The sequence below is a fragment of the Pseudomonas sp. 1 genome, assembly GCF_056626735.1.
In genome coordinates, this window is record NZ_JBWXMQ010000006.1 from 258,150 (window position 1) to 277,017 (window position 18,868).

Consider the following 18,868-nt stretch of genomic DNA (forward strand, 5'->3'; position numbering starts at 1 on the left):
GTTGCTGTCGGGGAATCCGGCAGTTTTTTAGTGCTGCAGGATTTTCTCGAGGAAATGCTGCGCGCGTTCGGAGCGAGCATTGATGTCGCCGAAGAACTCCTCTTTCGGGCAGTCTTCGATGATCTTGCCGGCGTCCATGAAGATCACGCGGTCGGCCACTTTGCGGGCGAAGCCCATTTCGTGGGTCACGCACATCATGGTCATGCCTTCGTGGGCCAGCTGCACCATCACGTCGAGCACTTCGTTGACCATTTCCGGGTCCAGCGCCGAGGTCGGCTCGTCGAACAGCATGACGATCGGGTCCATCGCCAGTGCACGGGCGATCGCCACACGCTGTTGCTGACCGCCGGACAGTTGGCCGGGGTGCTTGTGGGCGTGAGCCGACAGGCCGACGCGCTCAAGCAGTTGCAGGCCTTTCTTGGTCGCTTCTTCCTTGCTGCGGCCCAGCACCTTGATCTGCGCGATGGTCAGGTTTTCGGTGATGGTCAGGTGTGGGAACAGTTCGAAATGCTGGAACACCATGCCGACGCGCGAGCGCAGTTTCGGCAGGTTGGTCTTCGGATCCGCAATCGACGTGCCGTCGACCACGATGTCGCCTTTCTGGAACGGCTCCAGCGCGTTGACGCACTTGATCAGGGTCGATTTGCCCGAACCGGACGGGCCGCAAACCACGATCACTTCACCCTTTTTGACCTCGGTGCTGCAATCGGTCAGCACCTGGAAGTCCCCATACCACTTGTTGATGTTCTTGATAGAGATCATACGGCGAACCTTTTTTGCAGACGCTTGACCAGCTGCGAGGCGGCAAAGCTGATGGTGAAGTACACGAGACCTGCGAAGATCAGGAACTCATTCGAGCGGCCAATGATGTCGCCACTGGCGCGCGAGGCGTTGAGGAAGTCCACCAGGCCCACGGTGTAGACCAGCGAGGTGTCCTGGAACAGGATGATGCTCTGCTGCAGCAGCAGCGGGGTCATCTTGCGGAACGCCTGGGGCAGGATGATCAGGCGCATCATCTGGCCGTAGGTCATGCCCAGTGCCTGGGCGGCACCCATCTGGCCCTTGGGAATCGACTGCACGCCGGCCCGGACGATTTCGCAGAAATACGCCGCTTCGAACATCATGAACGCCACGATGCACGAGGTGAACGCGCCGATCGGGGTGTCTTCGCCGGTGATCCAGCGCAGCACGAACGGCACTGCCAGGTAGAACCAGGTGATCACCAGCAGCAGCGGGATCGAGCGGAAATAGTTGACGTAGGCGCCGGCGATGCTCGACAGCAGTTTGCTGTGGGACAGACGCATCAGCGCGAGGAGGGTGCCGAGGATGATCCCGCCGATCACGCCCAGCGCCATCAGCTTGAGGGTCATCAGCATGCCGTTCCACAGGCCGGGGATGGCCGGAACGATGCCACTGAAATCGAATTCCATTATTTACCCCCTACGGAGATCAGGCCGGGCACGGCGACTTTCTTCTCGACCATGCGCATCAGCAGCATCAGGCTCATGTTCAGGGTGAAGTAGATCAGGGTCGCCAGGGTGAAGGCTTCAAACAGGTTGGCCGAGAACTCGGCGGTCTGTTTGGTTTGCGCCAGAAGCTCCATCAGACCGATCAGCGAGGCCACGGAGGAGTTCTTGAACACGTTCAGGAATTCCGAGGTGAGCGGCGGAATGATGATCCGGTAGGCCTGGGGCAGCAGCACGTTCCAGTAGATCTGCGGCAGCTTGAAACCCATCGCGCGGGCGGCGGATTCCTGGCCACGCGGCAGCGCCTGGATACCGGTGCGAACCTGTTCGCAGACCCGGGCGGCGGTGAACAGGCCCAGGCAGACGACAACGCTCAGGTAGGCCGAGGTGGTCGGGTTCAGGTCCTGCTTGTACCAGTCCTGCAGGTTCTGCGGCAGCATGTCGGGCACCAGGAAGTACCAGATGAACAGCTGAACCAGCAGCGGCACGTTACGGAACAGTTCGACGTAGCAGGTCGCGATGCCCGCCACGATGCGGTTCGGCACGGTGCGCATGATGCCCAGCAGCGAGCCCAGCAACAGGGCAATGATCCAGGCCACGATGGCGATGGCGATGGTCCAGCCCAGGCCGGAGATGAACCAGTCGAGATAGGTCTCGCTGCCCACGCCGGTGGACTTGAAGAACACGCCCCAGTCCCAGTTGTAATTCATTAGGGTCTCCCCTCGATTCGATCGATGTACAAGTGCCCGCCTGGGGAAGATCCTTTCCCGTCTGACGTTGAACGTCAGGCACACGCGATCGGCTCGAAAACCACCAGGTCGAGTGTTCCAGTTGAAACCAGCAGGTATTAACTGTCACCCGAGGAAGGATGGGCTCCCTCAGGTGACAAGGTTAGATCAGCGTCAGATTTTTACGTCTGGTGCAGGCTTGTCGCTCGGGTTGGCGATCAGCTCTTTAACCTTTTCGCTCATCGGGAAGTTCAGGTTCAGACCCTTCGGCGGGATCGGGCTTTCGAACCATTTGCTGTAGATCTTGTTGATCTCGCCGGACTTGTAGAGCGCGACGATGGCGTCGTCTACGGCCTTCTTGAAGGCCGGATCGTCTTTGCGAACCATGCACGCGTAGGCTTCAAAGGACTGTGGAGTACCGGTGATGACCCAATCGTCCGGCTTCTTGGCCTTGGCTTCTTCGCCGGCCAGCAGGGCGTCGTCCATCATGAAGGCGACGGCGCGGCCGCTCTCCAGCATCTGGAAGGATTCGCCGTGGTCCTTGGCGGAGATGACGTTCATGCCCATCTGCTTGTCGGCGTTCATCGCCTTGATGATGCGCTCGGACGTGGTGCCGGCGGTGGTCACGACGTTCTTGCCTTTCAGGTCGGCGAAGTCAGCGTAGGACGGCTTGCCTTCCTTGTCTTTCTTGACCAGCAGGCGGGTGCCGATTTCGAAGATGTTGACGGTGAAGTCGACTTGCTGGGCGCGTTCGGCGTTGTTGGTGGTGGAGCCGCACTCGATGTCCACGGTGCCGTTCTGCACCAGAGGAATACGGGTTTGCGAGGTGACCAGGTTGTACTTGGTGTTCAGGTCAGGCTTGTTCAGGTCTTTTTTCAGGGCTTCGACGATAGCGACCTGAATGTCGTGGGAGTAGCCCACGGGTTTACCCGAAGCATCGGCGATGTAGGAGAAGGGAATGGAGCTGTCACGATGCCCGAGGGTGATGGTGCCCGAGTCGTTGATTTTCTTAAGGGTGCCGGTGAGCTCGGCAGCGAAAACTGGTGTGCTGATCAGAGCGGCAGCAATGGCTGCGCCCAGGATATGGGGAACGATGCGCATCAAATTTTCCTCGACATTGTTTTTTTTATGGAGCCGGTTGAGCGGGCCCTTTGTACTTCGAATGCCTGACGGCTCCTGTTGTGTTGGCGCAACAGGCATTCGTCGAAGGAGTGTAGAGCATGAGTCGTGCCAGACCAGTTGCGACAGGTTAACTGGTTGATTTTGCTGGTGATTAAAGTTTTGTGATGGCGTTTTTCAGCCTTTCTGATCCGGTAATCCGAACCGACCGACAGGTCGCGTTCGGAAAACCGAATGCCGATGGTTCAGCGCCAGACGGGTAGCAGGTCCAGGGTGAACAGCAGGTGCGAGACCGCGCAGATCACCCCGAAAAACAACACCAGTGCGATCATGGGCGTGCCGCCCCAGACCCGGTAATGCGGGCTGCCAAAGCGAGTGCGCGAGGCCCGGGCCAGCAACGCCGGGGTGATCACGGCCCAGAGCGTGGCGGCCAGCCCGGCAAACCCGATGGCATGAATGAAGCCTTCCGGCCAGAGGAACCCGCAGATCATCGGTGGCAGAAAGGTGGCGGCAGCCGTTCGCAGGCGGCCCATGGGCTGATCGTCGAAGCCGAGCACGTCGGCCAGATAATCGAACAGGCCCAGGGTCACGCCGAGAAACGAGCAGGCCACGGCGAAGTTGGAGAAGAAGGTCAGCAACAGGTCGACATGGGCGCTGTCCAGGCGCGAACCGAGAGCGCTGATCAGCACATCAATGTTGCCGCCGCGCCGGGCGATGTCCTTGAAGGCTTCGCGGGGAATATTGCCCATGCTGCACAGCATCCACACCAGATACAGGCCCAGCGCGATCAGCGTCCCGCCCAGCAGGCAGGCGCGGATTCGCCGAGGGTCCTTGCCGAAATGCTTCATCAGGCTCGGCACATTGCCGTGGAAACCGAACGAGGTCAGGCAGAAGGGCAGGGTCACCAGCAGGTAGGGCCAGTAACGGCTGTCGCCGCCGTTGAGGTCGAGCAGCGTGGCCGGTTGTACATGGCCGAGCAGACCGCCGAAGGTCAGGAAAAACGCCAGAATCTTCGCGCCAAACACCACAGTGGTCATCCGGCTCACCGCCGAGGTGCTGAGCCAGACGATGAACGCCACCAGTACGGTGAATCCCAGCCCGCCGAGGCGCGGCGACAGCGAGATGCCCATGGATTGCACGGTGTGATGGATCACTGAACCACTGGCGGAAATGTAGGCGTAGGTCAGGGTATAGAGCACGAAGACGATACTCAGACCGTTGATCCGGCTCCAGGCATGCCCCAGCAGATCACGGGTGATGGTCGAGAAACTCGCCCCTTCGTGGTAGTTGAGGTTGGCCTCGAGAATCATCAGGCCCGAATGCAGGGTGCAGAACCAGGCAAACACCAGCACCGCGACCGAACCGTAGAACCACAGCCCGGACATGATGACCGGCAGGGAAAACATTCCCGCGCCGACGATGGTGCCGCCGATGATCATGGCGCCGCCCAGGATCGAGGGCGGCCGTTCGAGGACGGAGGATGAAGCGGGTGAATCGAGTGAGGTGGCACGCATGGCAGGGCCTGCATCGATATTGTTATGAAGAATTCGATCCAGCTCGCCCCTCTCGGAGCGAGCGGCGCTCATCGGATGTTCAACAGTGCTGACAGCCGGCTCACGGCCTGCAACAGGAAACGGTCCTGTCCCGGCAGTGCATCGAACGACAGGCCCACCGGCAGAGCACCCGAGGCCGCTACCGGCACGGTGATGCTCGGCGCTGCCAGGTTGCTGGCCGGGTCGGTATTGCGCACGAACCGCTCGAAATGGCTTTCATCCGCGCAATCAGTCAGCAGTGGCGCGCTGCAACTGACCGTCGGGTAGGCCATCAAGTCCAGTCGGTGATGCTCGAACAGTTGCCGGTACTCCTGCTCCAGCCGGACTTTGCTCATCAATGCCTGCACATAATCGGTGTAGGAAATTGCCGGGCTTTCCAGTTGTGTGGTGAGGATTTTCTTGATGCCGGGGTCTGCGATTTGCGCCAGGACGTCGAGAAAATCCCCGCCACGGCCTTCCTTCATCAGGAAGCGTGGGAAATCAATGAAGAATTCATAGATCGGCAGCGGGAACTGGATGTATTCGTTGATCTCACCGATCACCGCGTCGTCGATCGGTACGATCTCCACACCGTTGCTGGCGAGTGCATCGATGGCGACGCGGCAGTCACGGCTGACGTTGTCGTCCAGATCGGCCCAGAGAAAGCGTTCGGGCAGGCCGATGCGCAGCGGACGATCCTCGGGCAGCGGCGCGATGTGCTGGCCGCTGAGGTGGCCGTGGACGAACCGACAGTCTTCCACCGTGCGTGTCAGCAGGCCCGGGGTGTCCTTGGTCTGCGAGACCGGGACAATGCCGTCGGCCGGATACTCGCCAGTGGTCGGGCGCAGGCCGACGATCCCACAGAAGGCCGCCGGAATGCGCACCGAACCGCCGGTGTCGGTGCCCACCGCGCACGGCACCAGCCCGGCGGCGACGGCGGCGGCACAGCCACCGCTGCTGCCCCCGGCGCTGTGACGTTCGTTCGCCGGGTTGATGACCCTGCCGTGGCTGTGGTTGGCCGAGGTCACGCCGAACGACAGTTCGTGCATGTTGTTCTTGCCCACCACGCGCGCGCCCAATTGCTTGAAGCGCGCCACGATGCCGGCATCGTTCTGCGGCCGGTAATCGGCCAGGCCGGGCGTGCCGGCGGTGGTCGGCATGCCGCGCACATTGATGTTGTCCTTGAAGGACACCGGCAGCCCGTACAGCGGCGCCAGGCGATCGGCATCCGGGGCGTAGCCCAGCGCCGTCGGATCGAGGGTGATGAAACTGTTCAGATGCTGCGCTTTTTTGTGGCGCTCGCGCAGGGCTTGCTGCCAGGTGTCGAGGCAGAGCTCGCCACGGCGCAATCCGTTGACGAGCTGTTCGATGGAAAACTGACTGTACATGGAAGGTCTCGGCGAAAAGAGGAGGGCGCCATCAGCAGTAGCGGTATTGCGGGACCAGACCGTCGAGCGGATTGCCGTCGATCAGGTCGCCACCCAGGCTGCTGATGACCGAACACGCTGCGTTCAGGGCCGTCTGGATCGAGCCTTCGGCCCAGCCGCCGGTGAACGATGCGCCGCAGCCCGCCAGATAAAGACCGGTGTCCTGGCGCGGGTCGAGGGCGGTGCGGAACTGATAGAACAGCCGCTCGGAATAGATGTCATCGCCGGGGAAGTTCAGTTTGAAGGCGCCGAGGGCGTGCTTGTCGGTCAGCCAGTCGTATTCGAGCACGTAGCGCTGATAATCGCCGTCGAGCGGAATCAGGTGGCGGGCAAATTCCGGCGCGCTCATCGCCAGCTCATCCACCAGCCGCAGGCAGCGCTGCACTTTGTCGGTCATGGAGACCATCTTGTGCGAGTCGTCTTCCCAGGTGTAACTGATCAGCACCACGCCCCAGGAGTCTGGATCCTGCGGGGCGTAATCCAGGCAGTACACGCCCTTGACCAGGGTGTCGGTCTGGATGTTCTGCGCCAGGCCGTGTTTGAGCCAGAACTTGTCTTTGGTCAGGATGAACAGCTTGGACGAGCCGACCATGTGGGTTTCGTTGATCGCACGGGCCACGTCACGGTTCACGAATGCCTGGTTCTGCGTCAGCTTGAGATTGACCTGCAAGGCGCGGGTCGTAGTGGTGGTGATCACCCGGTCGCAGGCATAGGTTTCGCCGTTGCTGCCGGCCAGCAGGATTTGCCCGTCGGCGCCCTTGTTGATCGATTCGATGCGCGTGCGGCAAATCATGTCGCGCAGTTGCATGCCGTTGAAGCGGGTGTCGGCGATCAGTTCTGCCAGCGAAGAAATACCGTTCGGCACCAGTCGCTGATTGACCTCCAGCGCATTGACCACCAGCCGCAGGATTTCGGTGAACGAGGCGCGATAGACTGACTGGAAACCCCCGGAACCGATGCCCAGCGAGCCGAACAGGTGGAAGTCTTCCGGTTTGCGCCAGACCTTGCCGCCCGGCGGTTTCTGGCTGGTGAAGATGCGCACCATGGCCGAGTAGAACGAGCTGTCGCCGAAGCAATCCAGATAGCGTTGCCACTCCGGCTGAACTTCACTGAAGTTGTGCTGCTTGAGCAAGTCGGTCAGCAGCAGCGGCGGGGCAAGGCAGGTGCCGTCGTCCAGCTCGGCGCCTTCGCGCAGAAAGGCATTCCAGCCCTGGTGCACGGTACTGAACAACGCCGGCGGCGGCTGCATCGCCGGCCAGTGGTGGGGCTCGCCACGGTAATGCAGTTCGGTATCGACCACCCCCGGATCGGGAAAGGCTTCGGTGGTCTGGATGCCGAATTTGTCGAGGTAGTGGAACAGTCCGACCTCGCTCGGCGGAAAGCGCATGGCGCCCATTTCCGCGATGAACTGCGGTTGTTCTGCATCGAAGCACTGGGTCAGCAAGCGACCGCCAATATGGCTTTCTTCGGCCTCGAACAGGGTCACGCGACGGGCACCGGCACGCAACAGTTCATAGGCCGCCACCAGTCCGGTCAGACCGGCGCCGACGATGCCGATGTGTTTTTGCGCAGTGTGCGCCGGCAGGCTGCCGATGGCCTGGTCGGCGTTGCGCAGGAACTGACCGTAATCGTAAAGCAGGTCGACATAGGGGAAAGACAGGCACGCGGTAGCCTGGCTGGCAGGATTGTTCATGGAGTTCACAGGGGTCATTCTCGGTCGGTCAGATGATGAGCTGCAGGCTTTCGAGCGCGCGGTCGGGATTGAGCAAGAGAATTTTCTTGCCCTGGATTTTCCACTCGCCGTCGAGGTTGATCAGACGATGTTCGACGGTGGCCGGGTAATGCCATTCGCGGTCGCCACGGGCTTCGCAATACAGCAGGTTGCTGCTGGCGACGGCGCTGTACGTTGGCTCTTCAATCGTGATCCGTGGTCGCTGGGCAATGTGCAGGCAGCGGCTTTTCGGCTGCTGGGAAAAGTTGCGGGCATTGGCCAGACGGTTGATGCGCAGGGTGGTCAGGAAGCGGTCTTCATACACCAGCGAGGATTCGTGCAGCGGGCTGCGCTGTTCGCGGGTCATCGGAATCCAGTAGGTGTAGTCGTCGCTCAGCAATTGTTGCCAGGCTTCAAAATCCTGTTGGTCGAGCAGGTGCATTTCGGTCTCGAGCAAACGCTCGATGGCCCGTTCAGTTTGATCGTGGTGCATGGTCGTTCCGCATCAGGTTTTGCCAGGTGTCGTAGAAGTTGCGCATCGCCAGTTCACTGGTGCCGGACACCACGCGCGTCTGGTCGTGGGTTTCGCCCGGTTCGAACAGGCGGGCGACGTTGACCCATTCGTTGGCGTCGCTGTGCAGACCTTCCGTGGCCCGCTCGTACATCTCCACGTCGTCATGGGCGACCATCGAGCACGGCGAGTTGATCAGGTTGTTGTACTGCACGGTCCGCTCCAGCAACTGCACCGGGGCGCCTTGCAGTTCGAAGATCCACGATTCGACGATGGTTTCCTGTGCACTCACCGGGCGGATCACCCGCAGGGTCTGGATCGGGCCCTTGACCATCAGGTTGGGGAAATACACGGTGTTGTGACGGGTGTCGTCGAGAATGGCCCGGGCCTGGTCTTCGCCGTAGCTTTCCACCATCAGTTCCCAATAACCGGGAATGCTCGTGTAGGCCTTGTGGATCGAGTTGCTGACCCCGGTGTGTCCGTGGCCGTTAGGCCAGACGCGGATGCCCATGCCGGCGAAGAATTCGTACGAGCCCATGAACGGCGAGAACAACTCCACGGCCATCGGTGCAGGCTGGCTCTGGTCGTCGGTTTCCTTCCACAGGCGGATGGCTTCGCCCGCCGAGGATTCGTGGGCAATCATCGGGTGGCAGGTGTCGGTCTGGTTGTCGACCACCATCTTCCAGTTGCAGCGATGCCTGTGCAGCAGCGGTTGACCGACCACACGCAGCTGACCTTGCGGAGAACGCATGACCATGTTGTCCAGTGTCGACAGCGACTCGCCGAAAAACTCGTCGAAACCCATACCGGTTTCACTCAGGCGCACGAACACGAAGCCGCGATAGTTGTGCACCGCCGCGACGGGTTGCATACCCTTGTGGGCCGAGCAACTGCTCAGGTCGCAGTCGTCGTATTCCTTTTTCACCGGGATGCTCAGCAGCTCGCCGTCGGTCTTGAACGTCCAGGCGTGATAGGGGCAACGCATGAAGCGACCCACATTGCCACGCGCTTCGGCCAGCACTTTCACACCTTTGTGCGGGCAGCGGTTGTGCAGCACCACGATGTCACCGTTCTTCTGACGCACCATTGCCAGCGGTCGGCCGGCGAGGGTCGCGGTGAAATAGTCGCCGGTCTCGGGGATCAGGCTGTCGTGGCCCAGATAGCACCAGCTGGCGGCAAAGACACGCTGCTGCTCCTGTTCGAACAGTTGTTGATCAAGGAACAGAGATTTGTGCACTTCTCTGCCATTGAAATAGTTGTCCAACGGGGGAGTCCTCTTCAGATCGCCAGCTTCAGGCGCTGGCTTTTCGCCCGGGAAACGCAAGGGTAGATCCGTGCGCTGCAGGCTGCTTCTTGTTCGCTCATGATGAAATCCCGGTGCTCGACGTCGCCTTCCAGCACGTCCAGCGCGCAGACACCGCACTCGCCGCGACGACAGTCGGAGATCGGGTCGAGGCCGGCGGCTTCCAGGGCTTCGAGCAAGCTCTGGTCGGGGCCGACCTCGATGTTCACGCCGGAATCCGCCGCCTCGACCGTGAAGCCTTGGGCACCTTCGTCCCTGGCAACGTTGAACACCTCCAGATGGATGCGATCACGGGCCAGTCCGGCGGATTCGGCATGGCTCAGGATGTCGTTGAGCATCGCTGCCGGGCCGCAGACGTAGAGCCGGTCTGCGGGGCTAAGGTCGGCGAGCACCTGATGAATCGCCGGGCGTTCACCGGACAGGTGCAGGCTCATCCGTTCCTGCAGCAGTGCGCGCAGCTCTTCGGCATAGGCAGCATCGTCAGCGCTGCGGGCAAAGTAATGCAGGTGTGCCGAACGCTTCAGCGCTGTCAGATGGCGCAGGATGCCGGTCAACGGAGTGATGCCGATGCCGCCTGCGATGGCGATGTCGCGGCCGGTCCGGGTGTCGAGCGGGTAGTTGAAGGTGTTGAACGGGCCTTCGAGCTGCACCCGATCACCGGCCACCAATGAGCGCAGGTAGTGGCTGCTGGCGGATTCGTCACTGAGACGGATGGCGAAGGTGAATTGGCCTTCGGCGCTGTCGCCCAGCTCTACGGTTGAGTAATGGCGCCATTCGCCCGAAGGCGCTATCAGCCATTTGAAGTGCGCCCCGGCGTGGGCCGACTCCGTGGCGGCGGGTGCGCCGCTGACGGTGATTTCCTTGATCGATGCCGACAGCATCCGGCAATGGGTAACGGTGTAATTCATGCCGGGTTTTCCTGGGGCAGCGGCGTTTCGTGCAGGTACAGCCAGCGGGTGCTGTGCTGATGCACGCGCAGGATCGCCACGGAAATGCGCGAGCTCTCGCGCTGGTTCTGGCGATGGGTTTCCTTGTAGCGCAGGGCGACGGTCGGGCCTTCGTGCCAGATCGTGTGCAGGTCGCTGATGTCGATCTCAAGGCCGGGTCGGGCACCGACCGCACCTTTGAACAGTTGCTCGACCTGCGCTCGGCCGACGACGGCGGCCGAGGTGGTGACCATGCTGAAGTCTTCGCTGAAGACATCCATCAGCGGCGCGATGGCGGATTCGCCGGCACCGTCGGCATTGGTGAAAACACGATGAATCAGCTCATGCACGTGGTGGATGCTGTGGCGTGCTTGTTCAACCGGGTTGTTGTTCATGGCATTCCTTTGGAGGGTTCAGTTGACTCATTTGAAACAGCGGGAACAGTCCGACCAGCGCGGCAATCGCGAACGTGGCGTGATAGGCCGGGGTCGAGTCGAATTGTTTGAGCAGCAGGTTGTAGATCATCAGAAACAGGGCCGCGCCGACGCTGAACGACATCTGTCGGTTGATGTTCCAGATCACGCTGGCCTTGTGGGTCTCGCCGCCCTTGAAGTCCATTAGCGAGGTGGTTTGCGCGGTGTTGGCGCCGATTCCGCCGCCGATGCCCATCAGGCTGTAGGCGATCACGATCACCCCGATATCGGTCGGTGCATCCACCAGCATCAGGGTGGCGATGCCGGCGCTGTGCAGCAGCATGCCGAGGATGAACAGGCGTCGGGCGCCGATTCTGTTGTAGACCCGGCCGCAGATCAGCATCGCGATGAATGCGCCGATGGCGTAGAGGATCATGAACATGCCGGTCAGGCGTGCGCTGAAGTGCAGGGTGTTCTGTAGAAAGAAGATGCTCATCAGGTTGACCCCGGTGAACACGCCGGGAATCGCGTAATAGATGAAGATCGAGGTGCTGAGTTTTTTGCTCTTGAGCAGACTCAGGTCAATGATCGCGTCGCCTTTGCGACGGTAGTGCAGCAGGTACAGCGCCACGAACATCAGGCCTGCCGCGACACAGGCGATGGCTTCGATGGCAGGATAGTCGCCGCCGTACAGCGACATGCCCATCAGCAGGCTGCCCAGGGCGGCGCTGACCAATAGCAGACCGAGGACGTCCGGGCGTGGCAGGCTGGTGGGGCGGGCTTCGCGGATCCAGAACCACGATAGTCCTGCGGCAATCAGCGAAAACGGAATGTTGCTGTAAAACACCCAGCGCCACGAACTGTTGTCGACGATGATGCCACCGACGGTCGGCGAAATCGCCGGGGCGATCAGGGCCACGGCCATCACCAGCGTGGAGATTTTCGCCCGTTGCTCACCCTGGAACAGGTTGAAGGTCAACGCCTGGCCCACCGGAATCAGCAAACCGCCGCCGATGCCCTGGACGAATCGCCAGATCACCAGCTCATGGAAGCTGTCGGCCAGGCCGCACATCCACACGGCCCCGGTAAACACCAGCATCGAGGCGGTGAGAATCTCGCGGCTGCCGAAGCGCCCGGCCAGCCAGGTGCTGACAGGAATGATCAGCGTCAGACCGAGAATGTAGGCATTGGCCACCCAGGCCACCGAAGAACTGCTTACTTGCAATGTTGCCGAGATACTTGGCAATGCCACGGCAGACATGAATATGTTTATGCAGTCAATAAAAAAGCCGATCAGAAAGATCAGCGCGATCTTGTAGCGATAGTTCATTGTTGTTTCCTCTTTGTCGCAAAGCATAGGGGCGATGGACTTGGAGTGTCGATACGACTATCCTTGAAACAATGTTTGAAGGAATTAAACAGTGAACGCTACCGCCATGCATGCTCATCTGAATCGGGTTCAGACATTTCTCGCCGTGGTCGACTTTGGCTCTTACACCAAGGCCGCGAACTATCTGAGTATCAGCAAAGCCATGGCCAGCCTGCATGTCAAGGCGCTGGAAGAAGTTCTTTCGGCGACACTGCTGATCCGCAATACCCGAAACATATCGCTGACTGAAATAGGTCAGGACTTCTATGAGGAGTTCAAGGGCATTGTCGCGGATATCGATAATGCCTTTGATAATGTGCTCAAGGGTAATAACCGGGTTTCCGGAAAGTTACGAATTAGTTCAACCAGCGAGTACGGCGAGAAGTTCATTCTTCCGTTGATTCCATTGTTCAACGAGCGTTATCCGGAAATCCGCCTGAGCTACAACTTCAACTCGTCGTTGAATGATCTGGTGGCGGAAAAACTGGATCTGGTAGTGCGTCTTGGCAATCTGGCGGATTCGGCCTTCAAGAGTCGCAAGCTGGCGGATTATCAGATCGTGCTGGTGGCGACTCCGGCATTTCTCGAACGTCATCCGGTGGCATTGCCGCAGGATCTGAACGGTGTGCCATGGATTGCCAACAGCAATCTGCAGGCGCCTACGCAATGGGTTTTGCGCGATGATCAGGGGCGGGCGGTGGAGGTCAATGGCATCAGCCATTTCGAATCCAATTCCTCGACGGCGATTCGTTCGATGACCTTGTCGTCGCTCGGCGTCTCGGTGCTGCCGGGCTGGGTGGTCGAGGATGATATCGCCAGCGGACGACTGATTCGCCTGTTGCCGGCCTATGCGTTGCCATCGCAGTCGATCAACGTCGTCTTCCCCAACACCGCGCATCTGCCGCACAAATCCCGGGCGTTCATCGATTTCCTCCTGCTGCATCTGGCGCAGTAACGCGAAAGCCCCTGAATCTCGCGATTCAGGGGCTTTCGTTTGAGCGGCTTGAAGATCAGGCTGCTTCGATCTTGTTGCGGTTCTGCTCGACCTGGTTCAGGTAGGCCGCCAGTTTTTCCTGTTCGGCCGGGGTGGTGAACAGGCCCAGCTTGCTGCGGCGCCACAGAATGTCGTGAGCGGTGGTGGCCCACTCTTCGGCGCACAGGTAATCGACTTCACGGGTGTAGAGACCGCCGCCGATGTGTTCTCCCATGTCGGCCAGATTGTCCACGCCTTCGAGCATGCGCCAGGTACGGCTGCCGTAGGTGGTGGCCCAGCGGCGGGCGATTTCGGTCGGAACCCAGTCGAACCTGTCGCGGATCAGCGCGCTCAGGGCCTGTGGCGTGGTCATGTCTTCACCACCCGGCAGGGTGGCGGTGGCCGTCCAGCTCGGGCGCATCTGGGTGAAGTACGGCATCAACTGCGCCATCGCCGACTCGGCGAGTTTGCGATAGGTGGTCAGCTTGCCGCCAAACACCGACAGCAGCGGCGCTTCTTCGGTGCTGCCGGACAGCGCGAGGGTGTAGTCGCGGGTCACGGCGGACGGGTTGTCGGATTCGTCGTTGCACAACGGACGCACGCCCGAGTAGGTGTGCAGGATGTCGTCACGGCTGATCTGCTTCTTGAAGTGGGCGTTGACCACTTTGAGCAGGTAATCGGTTTCGCCGTCGGTGATTGCCACTTTTGCCGGATCCCCGGTGTACTCGCGGTCGGTGGTGCCGATCAGGGTCAGGTTGTTCAGGTACGGAATGGTGAAAACGATGCGCTGATCTTCGTTTTGCAGGATGTGCGCGTGATCGCCTTCGTACAGCTTCGGCACGATGATGTGGCTGCCCTGGATCAGACGGATGCCGTACGGCGATTCCATCTTCAGGTCGTCACGGATGAACTTGGCGACCCATGGGCCGGCGGCGTTCACCAGCGCTCTGGCAGTGATCGAAAACAGGCTGCCGTCGGCGCGTTCCAGGTTCAGGTGCCACAGGCCCTTGGCGCGACGAGCGCTGACGCAACGGGTCTGGGTGTGAATGTGCGCACCTTTTTCACGGGCGGCCATCGCGTTCAGAACCACGAGGCGGGCGTCGTCGACCCAGCAGTCGGAGTATTCGAAGCCTTTGCTGATTTCGCTTTTCAGCGCGCTGTCGGCACCGAACTTCAGGCTTTTGGAGCCTGCGAGTTTTTCGCGCTTGCCGAGGTGGTCATACAGGAACAGACCTGCGCGGATCATCCACGCCGGACGCAGATGCGGGCGGTGCGGCAGGACGAAACGCATTGGCTTGACGATGTGCGGGGCCTTGGCCAGCAGCACTTCGCGTTCGGCCAGGGCTTCGCGCACCAGACGGAATTCATAATGTTCGAGATAGCGCAGTCCACCGTGGATCAGCTTGCTGCTGGCCGACGAGGTGTGGCTGGCCAGATCGTCCTTTTCGCAAAGGAACACCGAAAGACCGCGACCGGCGGCATCCGCTGCGATCCCCACGCCATTGATCCCGCCGCCGATGACGGCGAGGTCGTAGATCTCGGAGATGGGGGGCGTACGCAAGGTAGAGGTGGACATCGGCTGGCCTCGGGCTCTTTTGATTTTCTGTCTTGGAAATCGAACATAAATGTTCATTTGCGAAAATGGTAGCCCATAAGGACGCGCGCAGCCAGTCGACTTCGATTGAAAAAACTCATCGAAGGACGGTTAAAAGAAAATTTTCGAACATTAGATGCGCATGAGGCGCCGGAGCAGGAGTGATCGTTCCCATGTCGAGGCGTCGAACCGTCCGCGTGGGAACGCATACATTGACGCTCTGCGTCATCTTCTGAATGGGACGCGGAGCGTCCCGGGCTGCATTCCCACGCAGAGCGTGGGAACGAGAAACAAAGGGGGGTTAAACGACTTCCAGACGAATCTTGTGCTGACTCAGCAGTTGCGCCAGGGCCGGCACCGGTTGCTGGTCGGTGACCAGGCAATCGATCAGGCTGATCGGGCCGAGGCGGATCATCGCGTTACGGCCGAACTTGCTGGAGTCCGCCGCCAGGATCACCTGTCGGGCATTGGCGATGATCGCCTGGGACACCCGCACTTCCTGGTAATCGAAGTCGAGCAGGCTGCCGTCCTCATCGATACCGCTGATGCCCACCAGCGCGAAGTCGACCTTGAACTGATTGATGAAATCCACACTCGCCTGACCGACCACGCCGCCATCGCGACGGACATTGCCGCCAGTCAGCAGCACATCGAAATCATCCTTGGCGCTGAGCATCGAAGCGACGTGCAGGTTGTTGGTGATGATTTTCAGATGACTGTGATTGAGCAGGGCGCGGGCGATGGATTCGGTGGTGGTGCCGATGTTGATGAACAGCGAGGCGTGATCGGGAATTTGCGCGGCGATGGCTTCACCGATGCGTTGCTTTTCATCGCGCATCTGATCGGCGCGCATCGCATAGGCGGTGTTTTCGACGCTGGAATCATAGGCGGCGCCGCCATGGTAGCGGCGCAGCAGATTGGCTTCCGCCAGTTGATTGATATCGCGGCGGATGGTTTGCGGGGTAACAACGAACAGCGTGGCCATTTCCTCGATGCTCACATAGCCGCGTTCGCGGACCAGTTCGAGGATTTGCTGCTGACGGGGAGGCAGATTCATGGGGCTTCCTTTGGGCTGCCGTGCAAAATTTGCCCATGATGCCGCAGGAATCCGCTCCCGACCAGTTACATGCCGTTACCAGTCCTCAGACTGGCTTATTCAGCGTCCTCACGTTCCCAGTCGCGGGTACGGCTGACGGCTTTTTTCCAGCCTTTGTAGAGCTTCTCTTTTGCCGCTTCGTCCAGGCTTGGTTCGAACTCGCGCTCGATCACTGCCTTGCCGCGCAGTTCTTCCAGGCTGCCCCAGAAACCGCACGCCAGACCGGCCAGATAAGCTGCGCCCAGCGCCGTGGTTTCGCGCATTTTCGGACGCTCGACCTGAGTGCCGAGGATGTCGGCCTGGAACTGCATGAGGAAGTTGTTCGCCACTGCACCGCCATCCACGCGCAGGGCCTTGAGGCGTTCGCCGGAGTCCTGTTGCATGGCGTCGAGAACGTCGCGGGTCTGGTAGGCGATCGACTCCAGTGCGGCGCGGATGATGTGATCCACACGTACGCCACGGGTCAGGCCGAACAGGGCGCCACGGGCATACGGGTCCCAATAGGGAGCGCCGAGGCCGGTGAAGGCCGGCACCAGATAGACGCCGTTGCTGTCCTTCACTTTATTGGCGAAGTATTCGGTGTCGAGGGCGTCGTTGACGATTTTCAGTTCATCGCGCAGCCACTGTACGGTCGAACCGCCGTTGAACACCGCGCCTTCCAGGGCGTAAGCCACTTCGCCGCGCGGGCCGCAAGCGATGGTGGTGAGCATGCCGTGCCGGGATTTCACGGCTTTGTCGCCGGTGTTCATCAGCAGGAAGCAACCGGTGCCGTAGGTGTTTTTCGCCTGGCCCGGCTCGACGCACATCTGGCCGAACAGCGCAGCCTGCTGGTCGCCGGCGATACCGCCGATGGCGATGCCGCTTTTGGTGCGGCCGTAGATTTCCGACGACGCTTTGACTTCCGGCAGCATCTCGCGCGGGATGTCGAGGATTTCCAGCATCTTCGCGTCCCACTCCAGCGTGTGGATGTTGAAGAGCATGGTGCGCGAGGCGTTGGTGTAGTCGGTGACGTGGACCTTGCCGCCGGTAAATTTCCAGATCAGCCAGCTGTCGACAGTGCCGAACAGCAATTCGCCGTTGCGCGCGCGCTCGCGGCTGCCTTCGACGTTGTCGAGGATCCACTTCAGCTTGGTGCCGGAGAAGTACGGATCGGTGACCAGGCCAGTGGTGTCGCGGATGTAATCTTCATGACCGTCGCGCTTGAGCTGCTGGCAGATCTCGGTGCTGCGGCGGCATTGCCAGACGATCGCGTTGTACACCGGGCGGCCGGTGGTCTTGTCCCAGACCACGGTGGTTTCACGCTGGTTGGTGATGCCGATGGCGGCGACCTGGTCATGGTGCAGACCGGCCTGGGCCAGGGCTTCGACCATCACCGCGCTCTGGGTGGCGAAGATTTCCATCGGGTCGTGTTCGACCCAGCCGGCTTGCGGGTAATGCTGGGCGAATTCGCGTTGTGCGGTGCAGACCACGTTCGCGTCGCGGTCGAAAATGATCGCGCGGGAGCTGGTCGTACCCTGATCGAGGGCAATGATGTAGTTCTTGTTCTGAATGTCGGTCATGTCGATTGCCTTGGACGAAATAAGGGAGAGTGGGCCGTGGCGCGGGCTCTATAAGGGCAGGAGCCCGCGCCGACTGTTTCAAGAAGTTCTTGGTTTGCCGTCAATGGCCGGTTCTGCATCCTTTGTAGCAGGTGTGGCGCCGGTCAGGTGACGGGCAATCAGCCCGCGATACCCGGCAGCGCCGAGGCAGGCACCGACAATCGGTGCAAAAATCGGAATCAGGAAGTACGGGATTTCACGTGCGCCAGTGAAGGAAATTTCACCCCAGCCGGCGAAGAAAGTCATCAGTTTAGGACCGAAGTCCCGGGCCGGATTCATCGCGAAACCGGTCAGCGGGCCCATCGAGCTGCCGATCACGGCAATCAGCAGACCGATCAGCAGCGGCGCCAGCGGGCCTTTCGGCAGGCCGTTGTTGTCGTCGGTCAGGGACATGATCACGCCCATCAGGATCGCGGTGATGATCACCTCGACCAGAAACGCCTGGGCAGTCGACAGCGCCGGGTTCGGGAAGGTGGAGAACACCGACGCCAGTTCGAGGCTGGCTTCAGTGCCGCGAACCATATGGTGAGTTTGTTCGAAATCGAAGAACAGGTTGCTGTACAGCGTATAAACCAGCAGCGCACCGCAAAAGGCGCCGGCGACCTGGGCCAGAATGTAGAACGGCAGTTTGCGCTTTTCGAAGTCGGCAAAAATGCTCAGGGCAATACTGACGGCAGGGTTCAGGTGCGCGCCGGAAACGCCGGCGGTGAGGTAAATCGCCATGCTGACGCCGACGCCCCAGATGATGCTGATTTCCCACAGACCGAAGCTGGCGCCTGCGACCTTGAGCGCGGCGACACAACCCGTACCGAAAAAGATCAGGAGTGCAGTGCCCAGAAACTCGGCCAGACACTGGCTCGAGAGCGAAGGTTGCTGTAACGCAGTTGTCATTGAAAACCTCGGTTTTTGTTGTTGTCTGGCGCGTTGCCGAAAGGGCAAGGCGCGATTTTCGCCGAGGCAGGATCCCCATCCTGTTCCCGGTTTACTGCTGGGTGCTGCGATGACGATAATTCTTGCATTATTCAGATTCGAAAAAATATAGACAAGAAACAAACCTGTCAAAGGTCGAAAGTGAACCATCAGTCACAAATAAACTATCAGT

Annotated in this window: 17 protein-coding genes; 1 reads left to right on the top strand and 16 read right to left on the bottom strand. The window is 60.3% G+C overall.

All coding sequences use genetic code 11. The features are described 5' to 3' along the window. Positions 1-27: 27 nt before the first annotated feature. The 12 genes from AC1MDC_RS11670 to AC1MDC_RS11725 form a co-directional block, all read right to left on the bottom strand. Positions 28-762: an amino acid ABC transporter ATP-binding protein gene (locus AC1MDC_RS11670; RefSeq protein ID WP_007927141.1), complete on the bottom strand. Its 735-nt coding sequence runs from the start codon at positions 760-762 to the stop codon at positions 28-30. Continuing rightward, positions 759-1,430 (bottom strand): amino acid ABC transporter permease, encoded by a 672-nt coding sequence (locus AC1MDC_RS11675; protein ID WP_085699712.1) that lies wholly within the window; start codon positions 1,428-1,430, stop codon positions 759-761. The genes AC1MDC_RS11670 and AC1MDC_RS11675 overlap by 4 nt, the downstream gene beginning before the upstream one ends. Then, positions 1,430-2,176 carry an amino acid ABC transporter permease gene (locus AC1MDC_RS11680; RefSeq protein ID WP_085684522.1) on the bottom strand — a complete coding sequence of 249 codons (747 nt, stop codon included), beginning with the start codon at positions 2,174-2,176 and terminating at the stop codon, positions 1,430-1,432. Before AC1MDC_RS11680 ends, AC1MDC_RS11675 begins: the two co-directional genes overlap by 1 nt. Positions 2,177-2,368: 192 nt before the next feature. After that, positions 2,369-3,295 carry a glutamate/aspartate ABC transporter substrate-binding protein gene (locus tag AC1MDC_RS11685; protein ID WP_085699710.1) on the bottom strand — a complete coding sequence of 309 codons (927 nt, stop codon included), beginning with the start codon at positions 3,293-3,295 and terminating at the stop codon, positions 2,369-2,371. 263 nt (positions 3,296-3,558) lie between these two features. Next, a complete protein-coding gene (gene mtr, locus AC1MDC_RS11690; RefSeq protein WP_480393035.1) occupies positions 3,559-4,827 on the bottom strand; it encodes a tryptophan permease in 1,269 nt (422 codons plus the stop codon). Positions 4,828-4,895: 68 nt separating this feature from the next. After that, the gene (locus AC1MDC_RS11695) at positions 4,896-6,233 is read right to left on the bottom strand and encodes an amidase family protein (RefSeq protein ID WP_266201016.1); all 1,338 of its coding nucleotides are present in this window, start codon (positions 6,231-6,233) and stop codon (positions 4,896-4,898) included. Between the two features lie 31 nt (positions 6,234-6,264). Then, positions 6,265-7,965 carry an NAD(P)/FAD-dependent oxidoreductase gene (locus AC1MDC_RS11700; RefSeq protein WP_480393036.1) on the bottom strand — a complete coding sequence of 567 codons (1,701 nt, stop codon included), beginning with the start codon at positions 7,963-7,965 and terminating at the stop codon, positions 6,265-6,267. A 28-nt stretch (positions 7,966-7,993) separates the two neighbouring features. Then, on the bottom strand, positions 7,994-8,476 hold the full coding sequence (locus AC1MDC_RS11705) for an aromatic-ring-hydroxylating dioxygenase subunit beta (protein WP_085699704.1): 483 nt from the start codon (positions 8,474-8,476) through the stop codon (positions 7,994-7,996). Continuing rightward, positions 8,457-9,731, bottom strand: a complete 1,275-nt coding sequence (locus tag AC1MDC_RS11710; protein ID WP_234205900.1) for an aromatic ring-hydroxylating dioxygenase subunit alpha — start codon at positions 9,729-9,731, stop codon at positions 8,457-8,459. The genes AC1MDC_RS11705 and AC1MDC_RS11710 overlap by 20 nt, the downstream gene beginning before the upstream one ends. Before the next feature lie 41 nt (positions 9,732-9,772). Further along, positions 9,773-10,705, bottom strand: coding sequence for a PDR/VanB family oxidoreductase (locus tag AC1MDC_RS11715; protein WP_480393037.1), 933 nt, complete (start codon positions 10,703-10,705; stop codon positions 9,773-9,775). Beyond that, positions 10,702-11,118, bottom strand: coding sequence for a DUF4440 domain-containing protein (locus AC1MDC_RS11720; protein ID WP_085701715.1), 417 nt, complete (start codon positions 11,116-11,118; stop codon positions 10,702-10,704). Before AC1MDC_RS11720 ends, AC1MDC_RS11715 begins: the two co-directional genes overlap by 4 nt. Next, entirely contained in the window at positions 11,099-12,466 is a 1,368-nt protein-coding gene (locus tag AC1MDC_RS11725; protein ID WP_085701714.1) for an MFS transporter, read from the bottom strand. Before AC1MDC_RS11725 ends, AC1MDC_RS11720 begins: the two co-directional genes overlap by 20 nt. A 106-nt stretch (positions 12,467-12,572) precedes the next feature. On the opposite strand from AC1MDC_RS11725, the gene AC1MDC_RS11730 reads away from it, so the two are divergent. Then, positions 12,573-13,460 carry a LysR family transcriptional regulator gene (locus AC1MDC_RS11730; protein ID WP_085699898.1) on the top strand — a complete coding sequence of 296 codons (888 nt, stop codon included), beginning with the start codon at positions 12,573-12,575 and terminating at the stop codon, positions 13,458-13,460. Positions 13,461-13,515: 55 nt separating this feature from the next. On the opposite strand, the gene glpD is transcribed toward AC1MDC_RS11730, so the two are convergent. From glpD to AC1MDC_RS11750, 4 genes are all read right to left on the bottom strand, one after another. Further along, positions 13,516-15,054: a glycerol-3-phosphate dehydrogenase gene (gene glpD / locus AC1MDC_RS11735; protein ID WP_480393038.1), complete on the bottom strand. Its 1,539-nt coding sequence runs from the start codon at positions 15,052-15,054 to the stop codon at positions 13,516-13,518. Positions 15,055-15,373: 319 nt separating this feature from the next. Then, the gene (locus AC1MDC_RS11740; protein WP_007953179.1) at positions 15,374-16,129 is read right to left on the bottom strand and encodes a DeoR/GlpR family transcriptional regulator; all 756 of its coding nucleotides are present in this window, start codon (positions 16,127-16,129) and stop codon (positions 15,374-15,376) included. Positions 16,130-16,224: 95 nt separating this feature from the next. Then, positions 16,225-17,727, bottom strand: coding sequence for a glycerol kinase GlpK (gene glpK / locus AC1MDC_RS11745; RefSeq protein ID WP_085699692.1), 1,503 nt, complete (start codon positions 17,725-17,727; stop codon positions 16,225-16,227). A 78-nt stretch (positions 17,728-17,805) separates the two neighbouring features. After that, entirely contained in the window at positions 17,806-18,657 is an 852-nt protein-coding gene (locus tag AC1MDC_RS11750; RefSeq protein ID WP_007953183.1) for an MIP/aquaporin family protein, read from the bottom strand. Positions 18,658-18,868 lie beyond the last annotated feature (211 nt).

Excerpts from the sequence above, each read along its gene's own strand:
- AC1MDC_RS11750 (WP_007953183.1), bottom strand. The coding sequence starts at position 18,657 with ATGACAACTGCGTTACAGCAACCTTCGCTCTCGAGCCAGTGTCTGGCC.
- AC1MDC_RS11670 (WP_007927141.1), bottom strand. The coding sequence starts at position 762 with ATGATCTCTATCAAGAACATCAACAAGTGGTATGGGGACTTCCAGGTG.
- AC1MDC_RS11700 (WP_480393036.1), bottom strand. The coding sequence starts at position 7,965 with ATGAACAATCCTGCCAGCCAGGCTACCGCGTGCCTGTCTTTCCCCTAT.
- AC1MDC_RS11680 (WP_085684522.1), bottom strand. The coding sequence starts at position 2,176 with ATGAATTACAACTGGGACTGGGGCGTGTTCTTCAAGTCCACCGGCGTG.
- glpD (WP_480393038.1), bottom strand. The coding sequence starts at position 15,054 with ATGTCCACCTCTACCTTGCGTACGCCCCCCATCTCCGAGATCTACGAC.
- AC1MDC_RS11705 (WP_085699704.1), bottom strand. The coding sequence starts at position 8,476 with ATGCACCACGATCAAACTGAACGGGCCATCGAGCGTTTGCTCGAGACC.
- AC1MDC_RS11715 (WP_480393037.1), bottom strand. The coding sequence starts at position 10,705 with ATGAATTACACCGTTACCCATTGCCGGATGCTGTCGGCATCGATCAAG.
- AC1MDC_RS11695 (WP_266201016.1), bottom strand. The coding sequence starts at position 6,233 with ATGTACAGTCAGTTTTCCATCGAACAGCTCGTCAACGGATTGCGCCGT.
- AC1MDC_RS11685 (WP_085699710.1), bottom strand. The coding sequence starts at position 3,295 with ATGCGCATCGTTCCCCATATCCTGGGCGCAGCCATTGCTGCCGCTCTG.
- glpK (WP_085699692.1), bottom strand. The coding sequence starts at position 17,727 with ATGACCGACATTCAGAACAAGAACTACATCATTGCCCTCGATCAGGGT.
- AC1MDC_RS11720 (WP_085701715.1), bottom strand. The coding sequence starts at position 11,118 with ATGAACAACAACCCGGTTGAACAAGCACGCCACAGCATCCACCACGTG.
- AC1MDC_RS11675 (WP_085699712.1), bottom strand. The coding sequence starts at position 1,430 with ATGGAATTCGATTTCAGTGGCATCGTTCCGGCCATCCCCGGCCTGTGG.
- AC1MDC_RS11740 (WP_007953179.1), bottom strand. The coding sequence starts at position 16,129 with ATGAATCTGCCTCCCCGTCAGCAGCAAATCCTCGAACTGGTCCGCGAA.
- mtr (WP_480393035.1), bottom strand. The coding sequence starts at position 4,827 with ATGCGTGCCACCTCACTCGATTCACCCGCTTCATCCTCCGTCCTCGAA.
- AC1MDC_RS11730 (WP_085699898.1), top strand. The coding sequence starts at position 12,573 with ATGCATGCTCATCTGAATCGGGTTCAGACATTTCTCGCCGTGGTCGAC.
- AC1MDC_RS11725 (WP_085701714.1), bottom strand. The coding sequence starts at position 12,466 with ATGAACTATCGCTACAAGATCGCGCTGATCTTTCTGATCGGCTTTTTT.